Source organism: Mycolicibacterium bacteremicum (genome assembly GCF_002086115.1).
GTDB classification, from domain to species: Bacteria; Actinomycetota; Actinomycetes; order Mycobacteriales; family Mycobacteriaceae; genus Mycobacterium; species Mycobacterium bacteremicum.
In genome coordinates this window covers 36,383-56,682 of sequence record NZ_MVHJ01000007.1, presented here as the reverse complement: position 1 = coordinate 56,682, position 20,300 = coordinate 36,383, and the positions used below count along the sequence as shown (strand labels likewise).

The window sequence follows — 20,300 nt, the reverse complement described above, 5'->3', positions numbered from 1 at the left end:
CCGCGCAGAGCCAGGCAATGCCGGAAGCCAGACAGGGTCGGTGTCACTGCGCAACCCGTCGACTAGCCGGGCGGCTACGCTGGCCGCGTGAGCACCACCGGCAGACTGGCCCCGACGACCTACAGCGCGGCACAGAAGCGCGTCATCGTCGCGTCGCTGGATCTGTTCGGCACCCACGGGGTCAGCGGAACCTCGTTGCAGATGATCGCCGACGCCATCGGAGTCACCAAAGCCGCCGTGTACCACCAGTTCAAGAGCAAGGACGAGGTCGTCATCGCGGTCGCGGAGACCGAACTGGCGGCGCTGCAGGACGCCGTCGACGCCGCGGAGGCGGAACCCGATCAGGTGACCGCTCGTGACGTCCTGCTCACCCGGGTCGTCGACATGGCCGTCACCCGCCGCCAGTTGACCGGCGTGCTGCAGTTCGACCCGGTGGTCGTGCGTCTGCTCGCCGAGCACGAACCGTTCGCGGCCTTCATCGAACGGCTCTACCAGGTGCTGCTCGGCGAGGGGGCCGGCGTCGAGGCGCGGGTCAACGCGGCGGTCATGTCCGGGGCACTGAGCGCGGCGGTGATGCACCCACTGGTCACCGACGTCGACGATGACACGTTGCGCACCCAGATCCTGAAGGTGACCCGGCGCATCCTGGACCTGCCGCAGGGCTGACGGGCGGTCAGCAGCTGCGCCTCAGGTGCGGCTTGGCGTGCCGCGCCGCCCGAACCACGTCATCGGTGAAGCGATCCAGCAGCACCGCCTGGGTGGCCGCCAGATGCTTACGTGCGATCCGTTCGGCCGCCACGGCATCGCCGGCCGCGATCACCTCGACCATCCGGCGGTGGGTGCGCACCGCACCCCGGGCCCGCGCCGGTGACGGGTACTCGCCGCGCTTGACGACCGCGTCGGCCCACATCTGCTCCTGTGCCGACCACAGCGCCACCAGGCTGCCGACCACGTGGCGCACGGTGGCGTTCGGCGTGAATTCGACCATCAGGTCGTGGAATTCGCGGGCGATGCGGGTGAACGCAGCGCCGTCGGCGACCACCTCGGCGCACGCGTCGACATTTCGGCTCAGCGCCGGGACCGCGGTGCGCAGCCGATCGGGCCGACGCGCCACCTCCGCGGCACACATCGGCTCCAGCAGCTGCAGGCCCTCGGCCAGATCCCCCAGCGACACCGCGGCACCCTGCAGCGCCAGCCCGAGGTGATAGGCCGCCGACGATTCGTCGGGGCGATGCACCTCGGCGCCGCCCACGCTGCCGCGGCGCACAGTCACCAGCCCCTCGGTCTCCAGGATGCGCAGGGCTTCGCGCACCGAGGGATAGCTGACGCCGAACTCGGCGACCAGCTGATCCTGCGTGGGCAGCCGTTCCGCCCCGGCCAGGATGCGGTCGCGCAGCTCGCCGGCCACCGTCTCGGCGATGCGCTGCTGCGGTATTCGCATGATTCATACTAGCAATCCTTATAAGGATTGGCCTACGATCGCCGGTGTGGACTTCGACATGGGGCCGGCCGCCGACGCACTGCGCGGTGAGCTCCGCGACCTGGTGACAACCCATATCCCCGAGGACTACCTCGGCTCCTTCACCCCCGACCCCCGCGACCTGGAGGTGGCGCAGGGGTTCTGCCGGCTGCTCGCCGAGCGGGGACTGCTGTGCATGTCCTGGCCGACCGAGTTCGGCGGCCGCGCCTCCTCACCGTGGGAACAGACGGTGGTGCGCGAGGAGATGTGGGCACACCACGAACCGCGGGGTGCGCAGTACATGGGCGTCAACTGGGTCGGGCCGATCATCATGCGGCACGGCACCGCCGAACAGCAGGCCACCCATCTGCCGCCCATCGCTGCCGGCGAGGTCATCTGGTGCCAGGGATTCTCCGAACCGGAGGCGGGCTCGGATCTGGCGTCGCTGCGCACCACCGCGGTGCGCGACGGCGATGGCTGGGTGATCAACGGCCAGAAGATCTGGACCTCCTACGCCACCATGGCGCAGTGGTGCTTCCTGCTGGCGCGGACATCCAAGGTCGGCGAGGGTGCCATCCGAAAGAAGCAACAGGGCCTGACCATCTTCCTGGTGCCCATGTCGGATCCGGCGATCACCGTGCGGCCGATCCAGACCATGATGGGCCCGCATCACCTCAACGAGGTGTTCTTCGACGACCTGCGGGTCACCGACGCCGATGTCCTGGGAACCGTCGACGACGGGTGGTCGGTGGTACAGAGCGTGCTGGCCTTCGAACGGGTCGGCATCGCCCGCTACGCCCGCTGTGAGCGGTTGTTGCACCTGGCCCCGAAGGCATTGGGTGAGCACTGGTCCGAGTTGCCCGAGGAACTGCGTGGCCGCTGGGCGCGGATGCTGACTCACTGCCGGCGGGCCCGGCTGATGGCCTACCGCCTGGTCGCCCTGCAGGCCGAGGGCCGGGTGCGGCCGACGGACTCGGCCGCCTACCGGATTGCGGTGACGAAGTTGGACCAGGACAGTGCCGAGGTGCTGATGGAGATTGCCGCGGCACTGCCCGACGGCGCATCGCGGGTATTCGCCGCGGAGGTCGAGGACCACTGGCGTTACTCGCAACCGTCCACGGTGTCCTCCGGCAGCATCGAGATGCAGCGCATCCTGCTGGCCCGCACCCTGTTGGCGGCGTCGTGAACATCGATCTGAGCCCGGAGGCGCGCGAATACGGCGAGCAGGCCCGGCGTGCCTTCGACGCCGCGGGCGGCGACACGCTGCTGCAGCACGCCGAGGCCGATCCGACCCGGCGCGCATCGCTGGTTGCCGACGTCCTGGAGGGGTTGGGCGCCTGGGATCTGGAACCGCGCAGCGACAGCGATTCAGCCGAGGCCGCCGCCGCGCTGTGCCGCAGCGCAGGATACTGGGGGCTGCCCTACCCGGTGGCCGAACGACTGGCCCGGCCCACCGACACCGAGGCCGACGGGCTGTTCGTCGTCGCCGGGCCGGCGCCGGCCGCCACCCTCGCCGGTATCGGGGGCAACTGGGTCACGACGACGTTGGATGGCCGCCGGGAGCGGGTCACCGGCACCCGCGACCCACGAACCGCGTTCGTCACCTCCCTGGACCTGACCTCCATCGACGACGGTGGTGCCGACGATGTCGCGCTCGCGCTCGTGCTGCCCTGCTGGACGCTGCTCGGAATGCTGGATCGTGCAATGGAATTGACCGTGGCGCACGTGCAGCTGCGTCGGCAGTTCGGCCAACCCCTGGCGGGTTTCCAGGGGGTACAGTTCCAGCTCACCGATGCCGAGGTCGAACGCAGCGGGCTGGAGATGCTGGCCCGTCATGCACTGACGACGGCGACCGGTGCCGACGGCCCCGCCGATGCGCTGGCCCTGCGAATGGCCGCCATCGAGGCAGCCGAGGTGGTGTTCCGGGTGACACATCAGCTACACGGTGCGGTCGGATTCTGCGATGAGACCGTGTTGTCCTGGCTGTCGCGCTACAGCCAGCCGCTACGCCGGTTGCCACTGGGCCTGTCGGCCACCCGGGCGCGCCTCACCGAACAGTTGGGCACCCGCGGCCTGACCGGACTGTACAGCGACGCACCGTGACCCGGGATCTGGACGACTTCCGCCGGCAGGTGCGCAGCTGGTGCGCCGAGCATGTGCCACGCGACTGGCGGGCGGCACAGACCGGCGTCGGTGACGACGAGTATGTGCGGTTCCAGAAAGCCTGGTTCGCCGAACTGCATTCGGCCGGATACGCCGTGCCGCACTGGCCCGCCGAATGGGGCGGCGGCATGTCGGTCGCCGAGCAGATCGTCCTCTACTCCGAACTGGCCGCCGCCGATGCGCCGCGGCTGGTGCTGGCGTTCGTCGGGATCCATCACGCCGCATCGACCCTGCTGGCCGCCGGCACCGAGGAACAACGTCGCCGCCACCTCCCGGCCATCCTGGACGGCGAGATCTGGGTGCAGGGCTTCTCCGAGCCCGAGGCAGGCTCCGACCTGGCGGCGCTGCGTACCACGGCGCGCCGCGACGGCGAGGATTTCGTGCTCAACGGCCAGAAGGTCTGGGCCAGCGGTGGATTGCATGCCGACTGGTGCCTGCTGCTGGCTCGAACCGACCCGAACGCCAAGAAGCGGCACGGTATCTCATATTTCCTGATGGACATGGCCAGCCCCGGCGTCGAGGTCCGCCCGATCAGGCAGGCGACCGGCGAATCGCACTTCTGCGAGGTGTTCCTCAACGATGTGCGGGTACCCGCGGCGAATCTGGTGGGCCCGGAGAACAAGGGCTGGCAGGTCGCCCAGGAAACGCTGGGGGCCGAGCGCGGGATGACCATGCTGGAACTCGCGGAGCGGCTCGGCAACGCCGGTTTCAGCTGGTTGGTCGGCGAATGCCGGCGCGCCGGGCTGCTCGGTGACGCGCTGGTGTCGGATCGTCTGGCGCAGTTCGAGATCGAGATCACCGGGCTGCGCGGGCTGTGCCGCGATCTGGTGGAGGGCAAGACCAACTCCCCCGCCGACGCGTCGGTGGTGAAGTTGTTCTACAGCGAACTGTTGCAGCGGCTCACCGATTTCGGGGCGCAGATCAGTGGCCTGGCCGGGCACACGGTGCTGGCCAAACCGATATCCAGCGGCTGGGAATCCGGCGCCTGGGTGCTCGATTTCATCGGCTCGTGGGAGTGGACCATTCCGGGCGGCGCCAGCGAGATCCAACGCACCATCATCGGGGAACGCGGTTTGGGCCTGCCCCGCGAACCGGCGGGAGCCTGATGACACGCGAATACGCCGAGCTGCACGCCGAACTGCGATCGGTGGCCCGCGACGTGTTGTCGGGCGGCCATCCGGACTGGACGGTGATCACCCAGGCGGGCTGGCCAGGACTGGAGATCCCCGAGTCGCTCGGCGGATCGGGAGTGTCTTTCGCCGAGACCGCCGTGGTCGCCGAGGAACTCGGCCGCGCCGCGGCACCCGGTCCGCACCTGGGTGTGACATCGGGTATCGGCGCACTGCTGACGCTGCCGGCCGACGAGGATCGTGACCACCTGCTGGCGGCGACCGCCGAGGGCCGCGAGCGGCCCGTGGCGGTGCTGCCGACCGGTGCGGACACCGGGTCGCCGTTTCGTCTCGACGCCGACCACCGGCTCAGCGGGACAGCCGAATTCGTTCCCGACGCCGGCCAGGCCACCCGGCTGCTGATTCCCGCCGCCACCTCTGACGGCGGTGCGGTGCTGGTCGACATCGCCCCGAGCGCGCTCACCGTCGCAGCACAACCGGTCCTGGACGAGACCCGTGCGCTGGCCACGGTCACCGCAGAGAGTGCGCGTGCCGAACGGGTCTGGCCACTGCCCGCCGTGGCACCGCTGGTCGACCGCGGCGCGATCGCGGTCGCCGCCGACAGCCTGGGACTGGCCGAGGCAATGCTGGCCAGGACGGTCGACTACGTGGGCATCCGGCAGCAGTTCGGTCGCCAAATCGGCTCGTTCCAGGCCGTCAAACATGCCTGCGCCGACATGCTGGTGCAGATCCGGGTCGCCCGCCAGCTCGTCGATGCCGCGGTGGACGCGCTGACCGACGGCGGTGACACGGTCGCGGCGGCCGCCATGGCCAAGGCGTATGCCACCGACACCGCCGTGTCGGTCGCGGGCACGGCGATGCAGTTGCACGGCGGTATCGGCTACACCTGGGAGAGCGGGATCCACGTCTACCTCAAGCGTGCGACGCTGAACCGCGCCATGTTCGGCTCGCCCAGAACCCACCGCCGCACCCTGGCAGCCCGCTACGCCGGATAATCTCGGTCGCCATCGCCCTGCCCTGGCTTGTTAGCCTTCGACTATGGATCGACGGGTCGCAGGCCGTATCGCCTGGCTGTGCGGTGCGCTCACGCTCGTGCTGGTCCTGTCGGGCTGCGCGACGACAGTGCTCGACGGCCGTGCGGTGTCGATGCTCTACGACCCGCAACGGGCCGGTGGTCTGCCCGCCCACGACGGTCCCAGCGGTCCCCGCCCGGACGCCCCGCCGCCGACGAGCGTCGCCGCCAACAGTGATGGCGGCCCGGTCGACCAACTGGTGCTTCGTGCGGTCGACGACCTCGAAGAATTCTGGTCGCAGAACTGGGAGGGCGCGCTCACCGGCACCTACACCCCGGTGTCGGGTCTGGTGTCCTACGACGCCTCGGATCCCGACGGGCCGGTCGTGTGCGGGAACGACCTCTACGAGCTGGCCAACGCCTTCTACTGCTTCGACGATGACGTGATGGCCTGGGACCGCAGCGAGTTCATCCCCGGTGCGGCGAAATACTTCGGTGACATGGGCGTCGTCGGCGTGATCGCCCACGAGTTCGGCCACGCCGTCCAGGCGAAGGCACACCTGGTCGAGAAGTCGACCCCGGTCCTGGTCAAGGAGCAGCAGGCCGACTGTTTCGCCGGGGTGTATCTGCACTGGGTGGCCTCCGGTCAGTCCCCGCGCTTCGATCTGAGTACCGGCGACGGCCTCAATCACGTTCTGGCGGGGGCGATCTACATCCGTGACCCGCTGATGACCCAGGAGGAGGCCATTCTCACCGGTGATGCGCACGGCTCCGCGCTCGACCGCATCAGTGCCTTCCAGATCGGCTTCGCCGGTAACGCCGACCAGTGCGCGGCGATCGACATGGCCGATATCACCGAACGCCAGGGTGACCTGCCGCAGTTCCTGTCCTACGACTCCTACGGGGACCCGTCCGCCGGTGACAGCCCGGTCGACGAGCGGTTGCTCACCAACCTGATGGACACGCTGACCCGGGTGTACAACCCGACCAACCCGCCATCGCTGAATCTGGCGATGGCCACCTGTCCCGACGCCCAGCCGGTCTCGCCGGCCTTCTACTGTCCGACCACCAACACCATCAACGTGAATCTGCCTGCGCTGCAGGCGCTGGGTACCCCCAGGGCCGAGGATCAGGGCGTGCTGCTGCAGGGCGACAACACCGCGCTGTCCATCGTCACCTCGCGGTATGCCCTCGCGGTGCAGAAGGAACGTGGCTACCCGCTGGAGTCGGCACGAGCGGCGCTGCGCACCGCATGCCTGACCGGAGTGGCCCAGGGCCGGATGGCCGAGCCGGGCAGCGAGCTGATGCTGTCGGCCGGTGACACCGACGAGGCGATCTCCGGGTTGCTGACCAACGGGTTGGCGGCCAGTGATGTCAACGGAGCGACGGTGCCTGCGGGGTTCACCCGGATCCTGGCCTACCGGTCCGGTCTGCGTGGCGACGTCGACGCCTGCTACCAGCGGTTCGCGGCATGACCCGGCCGCCGAACCCGAATCAGCCGCCGGGAGAGGCCCCGCCGTGGTGGGTCCGGCCGGGCGGGGCGGCGCCGGCACCGGGTGGCCACCCCCCGCCACCGCCGGCGCGGCCGGCACCGCCGCCGCACCAGCGCCCGCCCCAGCCGTACCCGCTGCGTCCGCAGCCGCGCGCGCCGTACCCGTCGCCACCGCAACCGCCGCCACGGGTACCGGCGCCGCCCCCTCGGCAGCAGCCGACGGCCGGGCCCGCGGTGGATCCGTATCGATACACCCTGCGTCCGGAACTGCAGCCCGGCGGCCAGCACCGGCAGACCACGAAGTCGACCAACCGCCGCATCCTGGTCATCGCTGCCGTGGTCGTCGCCGCCGCCGCTGTCATCGGTGTCAGCGTGTGGCAGTTCGTCTTCCACCGGGATGCGGTCATCAAGGTCGAGCAGGCCGAGGCCGGTGTGCGGGCCATCCTGTCGGACCCGATCAACGGGTACGGCGCCAACACGATCAGCGCCATGCGGTGCAACGGCGGCAAGGATCCCTCGGCATCCCGGGGTGACAGCTTCACCTGTGATGTCGAAATCGACGGGGCGATCCGCCAGGTGTACGTCGAATTCACCGACGACGACGGGACTTTCGCGGTCGACGGTCCGCGCTGATCAGCTGCCCGGCCGTTTGTGCTGCTGGCCGTGCACCCCTTCGGCGTACGCCGTCTCGGCGTGTTGGGTGAAGTCGATGCCGGACAGCTCGTCCTCCCGGGTCACCCGGAAGCCCATCGTCACGTCGATCACCTTCGCGATGACGAACGACACCGTGAACGCGAACGCCGCCACCACGACGATGCCCAGCATCTGCTTACCGAGCTGGGTGATCCCGCCGCCGTAGAACAGGCCGGCGGGACCGCCGGACACCATCTCCGCGGCCAACAGGCCGATCAGGAAGGTACCGACCACTCCCCCGACGAAGTGCACGCCGACCACATCCAGGGAATCGTCGTAGCCGGCCGTGAACTTCCAGCCGATGGCATAGGAACACACCACACCGGCGGCCAGACCCACCACCACGGCGCCGACGGGCGTGACGAAACCACAGGACGGGGTGATCGCCACCAGACCGGCGACGACACCGGAGGCCGCTCCGAAGGTGGTCGGGTGACCGTCGCGGAACCGCTCGACCGCCAGCCAGCCGAGCATGCCCAGGCATCCCGCGATCAGCGTGTTGAGGAAGATGACCGCGGCCTTGCCGTCCACGGCGAATGCCGAGCCCGCGTTGAAACCGAACCAGCCGAACCACAACAGGCCGACCCCGAGCAGGACGAAGGGCAGGTTGTGCGGACGCATCGCCTCGGATTTGAATCCGATGCGCGGACCGAGCACCAGCGCCAGCGCCAGCGCTGATGCACCCGAGACGATCTCGACCACGAGACCGCCCGCGTAGTCGAGCGCACCGAAGCTCGCCAGCCAGCCGCCGGGGCCCCAGACCCAGTGCGCCACCGGTGAATACACGGTCAGCGTCCAGAGCGCGACGAAAACCACCCAGGCGGAGAACTTCGCCCGGTCGGCGATCGCGCCGCTGACCAGTGCCGCGGTCAGGATGGCGAAGGCCAGTTGGAAGGTCACGAACAGCAGTTCAGGGACATTGGAGCGCACCGCGGTCAGGTCGATGCCCGATAGGCCGATGTGGCCGAGCCCGCCGATCAGTCCGCCGCCGGCATCGGCCCCGAACGCAAGGCTGTAGCCGGCCAGGATCCAGGTCACGGTGACGACCGGGATCGCGATGAAGCTCATCATGATCATGTTGAGCACACCGGTTGAGCGGACCATGCCGCCATAGAAGATGGCCAGCCCGGGCGTCATCAGCAGCACCATGGCGGTACTGACGAGCAACCAGGCGGTGGCGGCGGGGTCGATCTGCACGCGGACTCCTTCGTCAGGGCACAACGCCCGGACGACTATGACACAGCGGGTACACCGAGGGCGCGGCGATGGGGCGATTTCAGCTACCTGACAGCATCAGGCGCGCACCGGATTTCGGCACCGCCAGTCCCGCGGTCGCGCGACGCGTCTCGCCGGGCATCCGCGCGCCACGGGCTGGTGCCGGCGAGCCTGACCGCTGTTGCCGCGATGTAGCCAGCGAACCTTGCACACGCGGCAAACCCATGTCACGAATGCAAAATTTGTCTATTGAAACTTTGCTGCATTGCGGGGGCCGCCAATAATCAGCAATTGAGCTGCGGTTTTACTGCGCATCTGCGTATTCTTCGCTCGCCTACATAATTTTACGTCGGCGTCAATCAGCGATGGGAGCAATCAATGGCGGTGGACCGGACAGGCGCGGGTCAATCCGCGTGCGACGCAGGCGAGGGGCGGGCTGCCCAGGCACGCCTATGGCTCGGCGCGGGCGCGGTGACCCTCGGCATGGGAGCGGCCATGCTCGGTGGTGCCGCAATAGCGGCCGCCGACCCAGGCGAGTCGGCCGCCGGCTCCGCGAGCGCCGGTTCCAGCGACAGCTCCGATGCGTCCTCGTCCGACACGGGATCGGCCTCCGGCGCCACCTCTCGCGACGACACCGCCGGACCCCGCCCCCGCGCAGGTGCCGTCACCCCATCGGACGACTCCGACGACGAGGATTCGACCGAGATCGGGCGGGATCCGTCCTCGTCGGACGAGCCGAGCGATGTCGACGAGGCGCTCGACGCAGCACACGAGGAGTCCACCGGGGACGCGGACTCGAGCGGGGATGTCGAGACGTCCACCGGCGAGGTCGACACCGAGGTCGAATCGCCGACGATCGAGGAAGACGGTGAGATCGACCCCGGCGCATCCGCCGGTCCGCACACCTTCCCGGCATCGGGCACGTCCACCTCGGGCGGCGCACCGCAGCCGGCGGCGGCAGACTCCGCTCCCGCGATCGATCTCACGACACCGGTCCGTGGTACTTCGGCCGCAGCCCCGGCGATCTCGGGTACCTCCCCCGGCAGCACCGGCTCCGCCGGTGCGACGACCGCGCACGCCGGCAGCTCGACGGTGACCACCGCCGCCCCGAACGGCCACACCACGGCCCCGTCCCCGGCGGTGGTTCCCACCGCCGTGGCGACCGCGGCCCGCAACCCCTTCGGGCTGCCCACCCCCAGCCAATTACTGCGCGGACTGCAGGATTTCGGTGCCGGCCTGTACGTCACCGTGATGAACCAGCTCTACGGGCTGCAACGCAGCCTGACCATGCTGCGCGACGATGTGCGCAGCATTCTGGGATTCACCCAGCAGGTGATCACCCGGGCCCTGCCGTTCGGTGACCCGAACACGAATGTGCAGTACTTCACCGCCGCCGACGACTTCATCACCGGCGCGCTGGCCACCGTCGCCATGGCCTACGGGCAGTTGACCAAGACCGTCGTCAACCTCCAGAGCTTCCTCGATGCCGCGACGAACACCGACAGCATCATCACGCTCGGCAGCAAGGTTCTCGGTCCGGACACCAGCATCGTGTACTGGCAGGACAGCTACGAAGTACTGCAGGACAGGGACGTTCGGATCATCTTGCGCAGCTATGGCCGCGACCAGTGGAGCAAGGCGTTCAACGATCTGACCAATGGCCTGCAGGATCCGACAAAGGCCATGATCGTGCCGATCATCGGACCGGCGGACGGCCGCACCGACCCCATCGCCAAGACGGTCGTCGTCATCGGCGTCGACAACGTGGACGGCACCGTCACCATCAACGACCCGACCCGCGCCGATGGTCAGGGTTTGACCATGGGCTACGACGACTTCATGAATGCCTGGGCGGCACAGAACTACAAGCTGGTCACCACCCAGTTGGCCAGTTCACCGAACGTGGCGCCGGCGGACTCCAAGTCCAAGTGGGTGTGGAAGTTGCCGTCGGTCCAACATGTCGCATCGGGCATCGCCGCGGCATTCGTGCATCAGGTCCAGGCCCTCTCCGAGAACATCACCGATCTGGGCGGCGATCTGTCCCGCACCTTCGGTGTGGCCCAACCGGAGCCGATCGATCCCCCGGCGATCGGTGACATCGAGTATGGCAACTACCTTGCCAACTACCAGTACTGGAAGTACCAGGGCAATTTCGGCACCTGCGCCCTCATGTCCACCGCCGCGGTCATCGCGCAACTGACCGGCAACGGGATGCCGGTCGACATGGTGGCACTGGCTCGCGAAGTTCAGACATTGGCGGAGACGTTGCCCAGCGGTATCAAGGTCGGCCAATCGATGTACACCGAGGGGTTGGGCGGCACATACCTGGCCGACGTGGTCACGCTGCTGAACAAGTTCGGTATCAACGCCGACCACACCACCTACCTCAAGACCGAGGGATCGCTGGCGCTGGACAACATGACCGCGGCGCTGAGTCAGGGACAGTCGGTGATCGTCGCCCTGAACAACAAACTCGTCTACGACGCGTGGAACAAGCAGTACTTCGGTGAGGACTATGCGTGGTACCGGGGCAGCGCCGACCAGGCCAATCATGCCGTCACCGTGCTCAGCGTCAACATGACCAAGGGTGTCGTCTACATCAACGACAGCGCACCCCGGCAGGGGCAGGGCCTCGCCGTGCCACTCGACCAGTTCATGAAGGCCTGGGAGGTCGGCTCATTCGATCTGACCACCGCCGAGCTCGCCGGCGGCGCGGCGGGCTGACGCGACTGACATCGCGGACGGGTGACGCAGCGACATCTGCTGCGTCACCCGCACGGGCAGCCCTGACGTGTACCGCTCAGGTCGGGAAATCGGCGCTGCGCGAGAGTGTCTCGTTGCGACGGAGATCGGCCAGGGTCTGCTCCAACGAGTCCACCACGGCGTCGTAGCCGCCGGCGCCCAGGACCAGCCGCCGCGGTGGCGGATCCTGGGCCATCGCCGTGATCACCGCACGAGCACCGCGGTGCGGATCGCCGGGCTGCACACCGTCCATCGCCACGAACGCGGCGCGGACCTCCGTCAGCATGTCGTGATACTCCGGGATCGGCTCGGCGACCGGCTCGTCTGCAAACCCGGTGTAGGCGTTGGTGCGGAACGCTCCCGGTTCGACGGTCAGCACCGAGATGCCCTGCGCGGCGACCTCGTCGCGCAGGGCATCGGTGACGGCTTCGACGGCGAACTTCGTCGCGCTGTAGTAGCCGAAACCCGGTGCCGCAACCAGACCCGCCACCGACGACACGTTGATGATCCACCCGTCCCCGCGGGCACGCATGCCCGGGAGTACCGCCCGCGTCACGGACAGCACCCCGAAGAAGTTCAACTCGAACATCCCCCGCAACGATGCCTCGTCCATTGCCTCGATCGACCCGAACCATCCGCGGCCGGCGTTGTTGAGCAGCACGTCGATGCCGCCGAAATGCTCTTCGGCGGTTCGGACCGCGCGCTGCACCTGATCTGCATCGGTGACGTCCATGGGCACGACGAGTACGCGGTCACCATACTGCTGGGCCCAGGTCGCCAGTTCCTGCGGGCGCCGGGACGTCAGCACGACGCGGTCCCCCGTCTCCAGCGCCGCCTCGGCGAAGGCCATCCCGAAGTTGCCGGGGGTACCACCGGTGATGAACCAGCGCCTGCTCATGGCTCGATCACCACCCGGCTGATCAACGCGCCGTCGAGGGTGAACCGGTAGTGCAGGTCGGCGACCCCACCGGGGAAGTCCCCTTCGAGATGCTGAGCGACGTCGATGGTGGTATCGGTGGTGGTCGCCCCGGTGATCTCGGTGGTGTAGGTGTACTCGCTGGCCGCGGTCGCGATCCAGGTACCGATGTCGCCATGGCCCGTGTAGTCATGGCCCTCGTCGGTGACGACGGCGTCCGGGGTGAGCGTGGCGAGCGCTCGGTCGGTGTCGCGGACGTCGACAGCGGTCATGAACGTCTTGATGTTTTCCGGGAGTGCATCCCAATCTGTTGTCATGAGACCACCGTGGAGCTTCCCGTAGGGGGAGGGTCAAGCGGTCGTACCGACATCTTTTCCCGGACGCCCCCGTCTTGACCTTGCCCCAGGGGGAAGTTGCAGGATGGCCTGACCGCTGACACGGGCGGAATTCGCAGAGGAGGACGCCATGGGCGCGAAGGTCTCGATCGGTGACTTCGCCGTGATGACGAGCCTGAGCCGCAAGGCGCTACGGCACTACCACGACATCGGCATCCTCGAACCGGCCCACATCGATGCCCACACCGGCTACCGCTTCTACGACACCAGCCAGGTCGATCACGCGCACATCATCCGTCGGTTCCGGACCCTCGGCATGTCGATTCCCGATATCAAGGCACTGCTGAGCACACAGGATGCCGCGGCCCGCACCGAGATCATCACGACCCATCTCGCACAGATGGAGGCGCAACTGCAGCAGACCCGTGACACCGTCGGCGCGCTGCGCGAACTGCTCTCCCCCGTCGGCGATCCCGCTCCCGTCGAGGTGCGCCGCGAGCCGGCGCTTCCCGTGTGGTCCGTCGGCGCCACGATCGAGACGGCCGAGATCGACGGGTGGTTCGGGGCGGCGCTGGGAACCCTACGCGACGCGGTGTCGGCGGCAGCCGGCGCCGATAGCGCCATCGTGCCCTGTGGTCTGTATGACCGCGCACTCTTTCTCGAAAGCCGCGGCGAGGCATCGCTGTTCGTGGCGGCGCCGCCGTCCGCGACCCCGCCGGCGGGCGTCCGCGCCGAGGTTCTGCCCGCGGCCGAATACGCCGTCCTGACCCACCGCGGCGGCCACGGCGACGGTATCGACCGCAGTTACGCGGCGCTGGGCACGTACGTGAACGAACGTCTGATCAGCCATCAGGGTCCGATCCGTGAGCACTACATCGGCAGCACACCCGCCGAACCGCTGACGTTCACGGCCACGGAGATCTGCTGGCCGATCTTTCGCACCACCGCACCGCCGCCGGACTGACGCCGGCATCACCCGCGTCCGGTCTCGCAGCGGTGGGAGTGCTCGATCGGAACCCGACGAGACCATCGCGCGCATCATCGGGACACATCCGGAAGTCCGATCCGCCCGCACTACTGTGATCGCGGCACCGGTGCCACTCACACGTCGGTGCCTAGGACGAACCGTCGGCATCACTGAACAGCTCGGCGCCGATGCGTGCGAGTTCGGCTTCCAGATGGCCACCACGGCGTGGCACCGTCTCGGGCAGAATCTGTGCTTCGATGATCCGGTCCGCTCGGAAACCGCGCACGGCCTTGCGAAGCCGGCACCAGGCCACCACGTACCACCACTCGACGTCGCGGGCCTTCACCCAGCCCATCGGCTCGACATCCCGGTCGGTGAGGTGACCGTCGCGTCCGCGGTAACGCAGCCGTATCAGTCGTCCATCGGCCAATCCCTGGTGGATTGTCGTCATGACAGCTGATCCCTCCACGCTGTCGCCGACGAAAGCAATCTGCTGAGCAAGGGTGCGCTGGTGAGCACGCACCGATCGTGGCAGCGTGGCAAGCACCTTCTGCTGGGCACTTCGCGCCGCACTTGACAACGGAGAGTTCGCGAGGGCCGACAGTGCCACCATGATGACGAGGGCTTCCTCGGCGGTCATACCCAACGGCGGAAGAGTGTGCGCGGTGTCGAGCACATAGCCGCCCCGCCGGCCGTTTTCGGCGTAGACCGGTACGCCTGTCTGCCGCAGAGCGTCCAGATCACGCTCGATGGTGCGGGTGCTGACCTCGAAGTGGGTTGCCAGCCACGCGGCGCTGCGAGGCCGCGGCGAGACCGCCCGCAACTCCTCGACGAGCGCGTACAACCGCTCGGTCCGATTCACACTGTCAAATCCTTGCTGCTTGTCTGCCACCAGCCTCACATGCGGGCGATCAGTGACGCCTGCCGGCCACAACGATTGTGCGGCGCGGAGTCTTCGCTCTGCCCCCGTTCGCCCCAACATCTTGGATCGAGTAGGCGGAGGGTGGGATCTGTGCGCGTCCAGAGTCCGGCCGGATCAGAACGGACGGGGTTCGGCCCCGCCCATGGACCACACCTGTCGAACCCGCCCCTGCTCGAAGGTGAACTGATCCACCCCACCCACCTCACGTTCACGATTATCGCCGGGCGGCGTAGATCGAAGAGTCCATACCAGCGCACCTCGGCCGGCGATTTCATCGACCGCCACCTCACCCGGCGTGAACCGGGCGTCAGGGAATTGAGTGCGATAGGTGGTGAGGAAGTGCTGGAAGGACGTCGGATCCACAACGCCGTCACCCGCTCCCGGGAAGGCTCCGAACCAGATGCGGAACTCGGGAGCACACAGATCCTCCGCAAGGTCGTGATCACCGTTCCACATCGATAGCCACTGGTTCAGGACATGGGTGAGTCGGTCGCGAGTGTTCTCGTGAGCTGTCATGGCGCCAATCATGCTGAGTCTTCGCGACAGCGTCCTGTCGGTGTTTACCGAGAATCTTCAACTTCGGGCGAGCGGTGCACAGGCGACTGCACTGGTCGACCCGTGACGGCCGTCGCCTTCCGTCGTGCACCGCCGCTTCCCGTCACTGCAAGCCTGATCGAGCCGTGAGCGTGACCGCACTCGTGTGGCTATGAGTTTCCTATGTGCTTCGCCCTACCACCCGCGGTTGCGCATACCGTTCAGACTCGAAGTGCTCGGACTGAACGGAACTCGATCCCTTGGCATTACGTACATCTCTCGTCGTATTGGTATGCGCAGCCGTCCTATTGAGCTGCGCCACCGCACCCCCGTCGCGAAACGACGTCGTCGGAACATGGCGGATGATCTCGGCGCAGACGGAGCGCAACGGCCACGTTGAGCCCGCCTACGGCGAAAAGCCCAACGGGATGCTCGTCTTCACAACCGACATGCGGTATGTCGAGGTACTCACCGATTCCTCGGTGCCGCCATTTGCATCCCCGGTGCGCGGCGAAGGAACCGACCAGGAGAACCGCGCCGCCATGGCCGGAAGCATCGGCATGTTCGGCACGTACACCGTCGACGGGGACGGCCGATTCAGCGGCAACCGTGTCGAAGGCGCAACGTTCCCGAACTGGGTGGGAGACATCCGGACCACAGAAGATCTTCGCATCGTGGTCGAGGGTGACCGGATGACGGAGAACTTCACCCGTCCGGACGGTACCCGGATAACGATCACCTTCGAACGTGTCAAGGGGACGGCCTCGCCGGTCCTAGGATTACGCCTCCCTGCCTCAACGTCGACGGAACTGGAAACGTGAATGACGCATCGACGTGTAGCAGCCGACGACGGAGAAGAAATGCCAGATAGCCCCGCCGCCATGCCGACCGAACCTGGACCCGAGAGTGTTTCGACGGCAGGGACATCAGGAGTGTCCCGGCGCAGCTTCATCGGATGGACCGGCACCGCCGTCGTGATATCGGCAGGCGGAGCCGTATGGGTTTCACGGTCAGGCGGCCCTTCTGACTCCGATGCCGATGCTGGTGCAATTCCGGTTACGTTCCGCGTGAACGACACTGAACACACACTCGATGTGGACCCACGGACGACGCTACTCGACGCGCTACGCGAACAGATCGGGCTGACCGGCACCAAGAAGGGATGCGACCACGGTCAATGCGGCGCCTGCACCGTGCATCTCGACGGCCGACGGGTGCTTTCGTGTCTGACCTTGGCCGCCACCGTGCACCGCCGCGCAGTCATGACCATCGAAGGCCTTGCGGACGGAGATGCATTGCACCCGGTACAGCAGGCATTCATCGACAATGACGCCCTCCAGTGTGGCTTCTGCACGCCAGGCCAGATCATGTCCGCGGTGGCCGTCATCGAGAGCGGGCACACCCGCACCGACGATGAGATTCGCGAACACATGTCGGGCAACATATGCCGTTGCAGCGCCTACCCTTTCATAGTCGAGGCCGTCAAGACGGCCCGTGATCGGATGTCCTGACATGCGACCCTATACCTACACCTTGGCTGACTCCGTGACCGCGGCCACCGCACACAGCAACGCCGCCTACCTCGCCGGCGGCACCACGCTGGTCGACCTCATGAAGCTGGAAGTTCTCACCCCCGAGCGGGTCATCGACATCAACGGCCTGCCGTTGACCGGTATCACCGTCGGATCCCGAGGTCTTCGCGTCGGCGCGTTGGAACGCATGAGCGATGTCGCCGAAAACCCTGACGTCCGCGGAAACTACGCACTGATCAGCCAAGCGCTGGAGTTGAGTGCCTCCCCTCAACTTCGCAACATGGCCAGCATGGGCGGAAACCTGTTGCAGCGAACCCGATGCGGCTACTTTCGCGATGTGTCGATGCCGTGCAACAAGAGAGACCCCGGTACCGGCTGCCCGGCCATCGACGGGTACAACCGCGCCCACGCGGTGCTCGGCACCAGCGACGACTGCACGGCCACCCACGCCAGCGATGTGGCCGTCGCACTGGTGGCCGCCGAGGCGACGGTGGAGCTCAGCGGTCCCGACGGCGAGCGCAGGATGGCCCTCGAGCAGTTCTACCGCAGGCCCGGCTCGACACCAGAAATAGAGAACGAATTGAGACCCGGCGAACTGATCACCGCCATCACCGCGCCTCGGTTCCCTGCGAACACCCGGACCGGGTACCTCAAGGTGCGTGATCGCCGATCCTATGAATTCGCATTGACGTCGGTGGCCGTCGCAGTGACCCTGCGCGGTGGCACGATCACCAGGGCGCGGCTGGCCGCCGGCGGCGTGGGCACGGTGCCCTGGCGGCTTCCCGAAGTGGAGACCCTCCTGGCCGGTCGACCCGCGACGCCTCGCACCTTCGACGAAGCTGCTGCCGTAGCGGGCACCGACGCCCGGCCGCTGCGGCACAACGGTTTCAAGCCGCATCTGCTGCGCAGGGCGATTGTTCGGGCCCTCTCCGACGTCACGGAAATCTCGTGAATCCCTCACCGCTGGGCGGCGAGATCTCCCGCGTGGACGGCCGCCCCAAGATCACCGGCGTCGCGCGCTATTCCGCTGACTACCGGGAACCAGAGCTGGTTCACGCTGTCCTGGTTTCTGCCACGATCGGGTTGGGCCGGATCAACACGATGAATATCGACGCAGCCCAGCGGGCACCAGGTGTCCTGGCCGTCTACACACCATTCGCACCGCTGCGGCTGCAGCCCGTCGCAGCAGACGCGCTCGGCGAGAAGTACCGTCCGCTCCAGGACCGTGAGGTGCAATTTTATGGCCAGGCCATCGGCGTGGTGGTGGCCGATAGTTTCGAGCATGCCCGCGACGCGGCGGCCATGATCATCACCGACTACCAGTCCCGCACTCCCAGAACATCACTGGATGCTGCGCGGCCCGGTACCAGCATCGCCTCGCCGGAATCGGGTAACCGGACCATCCTGGCGCCCGGGGTCACCTCGATCGACGCCGCGCTGCGCAACAGTGAGATCACCGTCGAGACCACTGTCACCCAGCCGGTGCAACATGCCGCGGCGATGGAACCGCATGCATCGGTGGCGGTGTGGCGCGATGACCGGCTGACCCTCTACACCGGCACGCAGTTTCCGGGCCGGGCGATCGCCGGAATTTCCGGTGCGCTCGGGCTGGTACCCGAGCGGGTACGGATCATCTCGACATACGTCGGCGGCGGATTCGGCAGCCGGGTACTCCCCTGGTCCGACGTCATCCTCGGCGCCGCGGCCGCTCGTGAGCTGAACCGTCCGGTCAAGCTGGTTTTGAGTCGCAGCCAGGTCTTCGGCGTTGTGGGGCACCGTTCGGCGGTACGGCAACGAGTGCGGTTGGGTGCCCGCGCCGACGGGACACTCACCGCTGTCAGCCACGAATCCGACGCCGAGGCTCCGGCGGTGGGCGGTTGGCCGATGCGCACGGCTGCCGAAACCAGCGCAGCGCTGTACCGCACGCCGAATCTGCATGTGGATCAACGCCAAGTCACGCTGGACACGCCGCCGACCTGGGCGATGCGTGCGCCCAACGAGGCACCCGGGGCATTCGCCATCGAAACGGCGATGGATGAACTGGCGGTGGCCATCGGCGTCGACCCGGTGGAGTTGCGGATGCGCAACTATGCGACGACGCTGCCCGGGACCAATCGCCGGTGGACCAGCAAGAGACTAGACGAGTGTTATCGGATCGGGGCCGGCCGATTCGGCTGGGAAAGCCGCGCACCTGCGACCAACCGCGATGGTCAGTGGCAGATCGGCTCGGGGATGGCCACCGCGATCTACCCGGCCGCCGGGCGTTCCGGAAATGCGGTTGAGGTGCGTTTCCGCGACGACGGCACGGTGCTGGCATCGACGGGGGTCATGGATATCGGCACAGGCGCCGCCACCGCGCTGGCGATTGTCGTCGCCGATGCAGTGGGCCTGCCGGTTGACCGTGTCGTCGCAGAGGTGGGTGACACCATCCTGCCGCCCGGTCCTGGCGCCGTCGGCTCTCGCGCCACCGGCAGCATGGCTCCGACCGCCCGCGCGGCCGCACGGGCCGCAGTCGACAATCTTGTCCAGGCCGCGTCGACAAGTCGACGCTCACCGTTGGCAGGTTCGCAGACACCGGTGTCCTATGCGGCGGGTACGTTGCGAAGCGGCAACGAGCGCATCGCTTTTGCCGATCTGCTGCGCAGCTTGGGAATACAGACGATCGATGCCATCCGCAGCAGCGACGACACGATCTCGCCGCAGTTCGCAGCGCATGGGTTCGGTGCGCATTTCTGCGAGGTGCGGGTGAACTCCTATACGGGGGAAACACGAGTCACCAGGTTCACCACCGTCGTCGACATCGGCCGGGTGATCAACGCCAAAGCTGCCCGTAGCCAGATCGTCGGCGGCGTCATCTTCGGCATCGGGCACGCGCTGCTGGAAGCCGATCCGATCGAACCTTCCGGGCGCCTGGCGGCCGCCAATCTCGCCGACTACGTCGTTCCCGTCAACGCCGATGTGCCGTTCATCGACGCGGTATGTCTCGACGGCGATGACCCCGACTTCAGCGACGTCGGCGCTCGCGGTGTCGGCGAACTGGGCACGGTGGGCTCGGCCGCGGCCATCGGCAATGCCGTGTTCAACGCCACCGGCATCCGTGTCCGTGACCTACCCATCCACCCGGAAGCCCTCCTGCGCTGAGCACTTCACCATGTGGCGCAGCATTTCCCCGAAGTGTGCGCAATTTG

19 protein-coding genes are annotated in these 20,300 nt (G+C 67.5%); 13 read left to right on the top strand and 6 right to left on the bottom strand.

The window, feature by feature from the left end; genetic code table 11:
- The first annotated feature begins 87 nt into the window (after positions 1-87).
- Positions 88-666: a TetR/AcrR family transcriptional regulator gene (locus tag BST17_RS10280; RefSeq protein WP_083057646.1), complete on the top strand. Its 579-nt coding sequence runs from the start codon at positions 88-90 to the stop codon at positions 664-666.
- 7 nt (positions 667-673) lie between these two features.
- Here the strand turns inward: BST17_RS10280 and BST17_RS10275 are convergent, their stop codons facing one another.
- On the bottom strand, positions 674-1,441 hold the full coding sequence (locus BST17_RS10275; protein ID WP_083057645.1) for a FadR/GntR family transcriptional regulator: 768 nt from the start codon (positions 1,439-1,441) through the stop codon (positions 674-676).
- Between the two features lie 46 nt (positions 1,442-1,487).
- On the opposite strand from BST17_RS10275, the gene BST17_RS10270 reads away from it, so the two are divergent.
- The 6 genes from BST17_RS10270 to BST17_RS29485 are packed head-to-tail and all read left to right on the top strand — an operon-like array spanning position 1,488 to position 7,889.
- A complete protein-coding gene (locus tag BST17_RS10270) occupies positions 1,488-2,645 on the top strand; it encodes an acyl-CoA dehydrogenase family protein (RefSeq protein ID WP_083057643.1) in 1,158 nt (385 codons plus the stop codon).
- The gene (locus tag BST17_RS10265) at positions 2,642-3,562 is read left to right on the top strand and encodes an acyl-CoA dehydrogenase family protein (RefSeq protein WP_083057642.1); all 921 of its coding nucleotides are present in this window, start codon (positions 2,642-2,644) and stop codon (positions 3,560-3,562) included. The genes BST17_RS10270 and BST17_RS10265 overlap by 4 nt, the downstream gene beginning before the upstream one ends.
- Positions 3,559-4,728 carry an acyl-CoA dehydrogenase family protein gene (locus BST17_RS10260; protein WP_083057640.1) on the top strand — a complete coding sequence of 390 codons (1,170 nt, stop codon included), beginning with the start codon at positions 3,559-3,561 and terminating at the stop codon, positions 4,726-4,728. The genes BST17_RS10265 and BST17_RS10260 overlap by 4 nt, the downstream gene beginning before the upstream one ends.
- The gene (locus BST17_RS10255) at positions 4,728-5,747 is read left to right on the top strand and encodes an acyl-CoA dehydrogenase family protein (RefSeq protein WP_083057639.1); all 1,020 of its coding nucleotides are present in this window, start codon (positions 4,728-4,730) and stop codon (positions 5,745-5,747) included. Before BST17_RS10260 ends, BST17_RS10255 begins: the two co-directional genes overlap by 1 nt.
- Positions 5,748-5,790: 43 nt before the next feature.
- On the top strand, positions 5,791-7,239 hold the full coding sequence (locus BST17_RS10250; protein ID WP_083057637.1) for a neutral zinc metallopeptidase: 1,449 nt from the start codon (positions 5,791-5,793) through the stop codon (positions 7,237-7,239).
- Positions 7,236-7,889, top strand: coding sequence for a DUF4333 domain-containing protein (locus BST17_RS29485; protein WP_083057635.1), 654 nt, complete (start codon positions 7,236-7,238; stop codon positions 7,887-7,889). Before BST17_RS10250 ends, BST17_RS29485 begins: the two co-directional genes overlap by 4 nt.
- Here the strand turns inward: BST17_RS29485 and BST17_RS10240 are convergent, their stop codons facing one another.
- Entirely contained in the window at positions 7,890-9,146 is a 1,257-nt protein-coding gene (locus BST17_RS10240) for an ammonium transporter (protein WP_083057634.1), read from the bottom strand. It abuts the gene before it with no gap.
- A 501-nt stretch (positions 9,147-9,647) separates the two neighbouring features.
- Between BST17_RS10240 and BST17_RS10235 the strand changes: the two genes are divergently transcribed.
- On the top strand, positions 9,648-11,888 hold the full coding sequence (locus BST17_RS10235) for a C39 family peptidase (protein ID WP_133053532.1): 2,241 nt from the start codon (positions 9,648-9,650) through the stop codon (positions 11,886-11,888).
- A gap of 76 nt (positions 11,889-11,964) precedes the next feature.
- On the opposite strand, the gene BST17_RS10230 is transcribed toward BST17_RS10235, so the two are convergent.
- Entirely contained in the window at positions 11,965-12,804 is an 840-nt protein-coding gene (locus tag BST17_RS10230) for an SDR family NAD(P)-dependent oxidoreductase (protein ID WP_083057630.1), read from the bottom strand.
- Positions 12,801-13,139 (bottom strand): hypothetical protein, encoded by a 339-nt coding sequence (locus BST17_RS10225; protein WP_083057629.1) that lies wholly within the window; start codon positions 13,137-13,139, stop codon positions 12,801-12,803. The genes BST17_RS10230 and BST17_RS10225 overlap by 4 nt, the downstream gene beginning before the upstream one ends.
- Before the next feature lie 148 nt (positions 13,140-13,287).
- On the opposite strand from BST17_RS10225, the gene BST17_RS10220 reads away from it, so the two are divergent.
- Positions 13,288-14,121 carry a MerR family transcriptional regulator gene (locus tag BST17_RS10220; RefSeq protein WP_083057627.1) on the top strand — a complete coding sequence of 278 codons (834 nt, stop codon included), beginning with the start codon at positions 13,288-13,290 and terminating at the stop codon, positions 14,119-14,121.
- Between the two features lie 151 nt (positions 14,122-14,272).
- On the opposite strand, the gene BST17_RS10215 is transcribed toward BST17_RS10220, so the two are convergent.
- Positions 14,273-14,986 (bottom strand): helix-turn-helix transcriptional regulator, encoded by a 714-nt coding sequence (locus BST17_RS10215; protein ID WP_083057935.1) that lies wholly within the window; start codon positions 14,984-14,986, stop codon positions 14,273-14,275.
- Between the two features lie 174 nt (positions 14,987-15,160).
- Positions 15,161-15,562: a nuclear transport factor 2 family protein gene (locus BST17_RS10210; RefSeq protein WP_165762260.1), complete on the bottom strand. Its 402-nt coding sequence runs from the start codon at positions 15,560-15,562 to the stop codon at positions 15,161-15,163.
- Between the two features lie 278 nt (positions 15,563-15,840).
- On the opposite strand from BST17_RS10210, the gene BST17_RS10205 reads away from it, so the two are divergent.
- The 4 genes from BST17_RS10205 to BST17_RS10190 all read left to right on the top strand — a co-directional run bounded on the left by BST17_RS10205 (position 15,841) and on the right by BST17_RS10190 (position 20,253).
- Positions 15,841-16,401, top strand: a complete 561-nt coding sequence (locus BST17_RS10205; RefSeq protein WP_083057624.1) for a lipocalin-like domain-containing protein — start codon at positions 15,841-15,843, stop codon at positions 16,399-16,401.
- Positions 16,402-16,647: 246 nt separating this feature from the next.
- On the top strand, positions 16,648-17,091 hold the full coding sequence (locus BST17_RS10200) for a (2Fe-2S)-binding protein (RefSeq protein ID WP_308214671.1): 444 nt from the start codon (positions 16,648-16,650) through the stop codon (positions 17,089-17,091).
- A 1-nt stretch (position 17,092) separates the two neighbouring features.
- On the top strand, positions 17,093-18,064 hold the full coding sequence (locus tag BST17_RS10195; protein ID WP_083057622.1) for an FAD binding domain-containing protein: 972 nt from the start codon (positions 17,093-17,095) through the stop codon (positions 18,062-18,064).
- Entirely contained in the window at positions 18,061-20,253 is a 2,193-nt protein-coding gene (locus BST17_RS10190) for a xanthine dehydrogenase family protein molybdopterin-binding subunit (protein WP_083057621.1), read from the top strand. The genes BST17_RS10195 and BST17_RS10190 overlap by 4 nt, the downstream gene beginning before the upstream one ends.
- Positions 20,254-20,300 lie beyond the last annotated feature (47 nt).

Coding starts and splice junctions, on each gene's coding strand:
- BST17_RS10275 (WP_083057645.1), bottom strand. CDS start 1,441: ATGCGAATACCGCAGCAGCGCATCGCCGAGACGGTGGCCGGCGAGCTG.
- BST17_RS10255 (WP_083057639.1), top strand. CDS start 4,728: ATGACACGCGAATACGCCGAGCTGCACGCCGAACTGCGATCGGTGGCC.
- BST17_RS10250 (WP_083057637.1), top strand. CDS start 5,791: ATGGATCGACGGGTCGCAGGCCGTATCGCCTGGCTGTGCGGTGCGCTC.
- BST17_RS29485 (WP_083057635.1), top strand. CDS start 7,236: ATGACCCGGCCGCCGAACCCGAATCAGCCGCCGGGAGAGGCCCCGCCG.
- BST17_RS10235 (WP_133053532.1), top strand. CDS start 9,648: ATGGGAGCGGCCATGCTCGGTGGTGCCGCAATAGCGGCCGCCGACCCA.
- BST17_RS10230 (WP_083057630.1), bottom strand. CDS start 12,804: ATGAGCAGGCGCTGGTTCATCACCGGTGGTACCCCCGGCAACTTCGGG.
- BST17_RS10225 (WP_083057629.1), bottom strand. CDS start 13,139: ATGACAACAGATTGGGATGCACTCCCGGAAAACATCAAGACGTTCATG.
- BST17_RS10220 (WP_083057627.1), top strand. CDS start 13,288: ATGGGCGCGAAGGTCTCGATCGGTGACTTCGCCGTGATGACGAGCCTG.
- BST17_RS10210 (WP_165762260.1), bottom strand. CDS start 15,562: ATGACAGCTCACGAGAACACTCGCGACCGACTCACCCATGTCCTGAAC.
- BST17_RS10195 (WP_083057622.1), top strand. CDS start 17,093: ATGCGACCCTATACCTACACCTTGGCTGACTCCGTGACCGCGGCCACC.